The sequence below is a fragment of the Falsihalocynthiibacter sp. CO-5D18 genome (assembly GCF_041205445.1).
Lineage (GTDB): Bacteria > Pseudomonadota > Alphaproteobacteria > Rhodobacterales > Rhodobacteraceae > Falsihalocynthiibacter > Falsihalocynthiibacter arcticus.
Window position 1 is genome coordinate 1 of sequence record NZ_JBGFCF010000050.1, and the last position, 1721, is coordinate 1721.

At 47.1% G+C, this 1721-nt stretch carries 2 protein-coding genes; both read left to right on the top strand.

Annotated elements, in window-relative coordinates:
* The first annotated feature begins 245 nt into the window (after window positions 1–245).
* Window positions 246–404, top strand: a complete 159-nt coding sequence (locus AB9F27_RS21765; RefSeq protein WP_369758184.1) for a hypothetical protein — start codon at window positions 246–248, stop codon at window positions 402–404.
* 951 nt (window positions 405–1355) lie between these two features.
* A partial coding sequence (locus AB9F27_RS21770) for a sugar transferase (RefSeq protein WP_369758185.1) occupies window positions 1356–1721 on the top strand: 366 nt, incomplete at its 3' end.

Here is a 1721-nt window from a genome sequence, read left to right on the forward strand (position 1 = left end):
CTTTGGCATGTCTAACCTTGCGATGGCGCTTGGTTTACTGCGGTTTATAACGGGCAAGAAAAGCCTAGTTTGGAAACCCGTGCGATAAAAAAGGCCAAAATGATGCGGAAATCCCCCATTTTTAATGGGGCTCAACCGTAGAATTCACGCAGCTGTTTTCAGTTTCATTGCGGGTGTTAAGAGGTGGTCGCGGGAATTCGGACCAGTAGTTAAGGGGGATCAAATTTTGAAAGAGATGATCCAAAATGACGAAACGAAAGAACCATCCGCCCGATTTCAAGGCCAAGGTTGCGTTTGAAGCCATCTGTGAAGAAATGACGATGGCGGAGTTGGATAAGAAATACGGTGTGCATCTATTACCGGCAGGTGTTTGCATGCAAACACCGAGAGGCCACTCAGATTGAGGTGTGGAAGTGTGCCGCAATCCAGAATATGAACTCAGCGTTCAACAAGCGAGGCGGGGATCCAGGGCGAGCCGATGAGTCCCAAATTGACAAGCTGCATTCCAAGATCGGCCAGCTTGTGCCTCTCGGTGTGTAAACACCCCTGCCGGCCAATGGGTGGAGCGGGATTTTTTGTCCAACGCTTCGGTTCAATTGCTCGGAACGCGAGGTAAAAAATGGTGAGGAAGGATCACGACCTGAGCATTCGGCGGCAATGTATATTGCTGTCGCTGGTGCGGTTAAACCTGTACTATCAACTGAAGGATGAGAGTGCCGAGAACCTGCGGGGCTTCACTTTATTTCGGGCGATTCAAATGCTTTGGTCGTTTCAATGTTAGCCAAGGTGTGGGGCCTGGGCGCGACGGATTGAGATGGCGCCGGCGGGATTCGAAAGGGCGAAACGCATTTCACTTGGAAAGTGGCCGCCCAGAGAATCAGTGAGGCTGTGACCGTTGAGCGAGATGCAAGCGCACGGAGTATACTTTTCTCAGATTCAATCTAGCGTTGTGTCACCCATTCTGACTATGTGGAATTGGCGAACAATTTGGCTAATATTGATACTTTATATCTCGACAACCACCAATCAGTGCCTTTGTTCTGCCTTGATTGGTGCCGGAATTCTCAATATGATTAACAGATTGTAAAGAAGAAAGTTGGGGATCGAATTTCTGGGGACAATAGCTGCTAGGCGTTCTGCGCGCTTTCGTAGTTTCAATATGTTGATGTCCGATGTCGTTCTTATTTTAGGAATACAGAGAAGAATCGTTCTGACCAATGGGTATTGGTCACAGTGGATCTTTGAGGTTCTTGAGGCTAAAGATCGTTCTTTCCATTTGTCACTGAGGTGATGAATCTTTAGGGATTAATTTCGCCAGCCCTTTACTTTTACGTTTGTTTGTAGGGGGTGGATTCGTGTCTGATTATGTAAACTTCAAAGAAAAACGTTCAAGGGGAAACTTTGTAGGTTATGTAATAGCCAGCGGTTTAAGTTTCCGAACAAGAACAGGAAATACGCGGGGGCAACGCAATACATGGGGGCAACGAATTTTCGATTGTGTGACTGCCGCTGGGTTATTTATTTTTTGTCTCCCTATCTTGGTACTGGCTGCACTGGCGATTAAAATTGAAAGCCCTCGAAGTGCTGTGTTCTTTACACAGATACGGTATGGGTATGCTGGGAAGCCTTTTAGAATGATTAAGCTTAGGACCATGGTTCCAAATGCGGAGCAACTGAAATCAGGTCTTGTCGCGTCTAGTGTTGACCGAGGTGCAGGTTTT

Excerpts from the sequence above, each read along its gene's own strand:
- AB9F27_RS21765 (WP_369758184.1), top strand. The coding sequence starts at position 246 with ATGACGAAACGAAAGAACCATCCGCCCGATTTCAAGGCCAAGGTTGCG.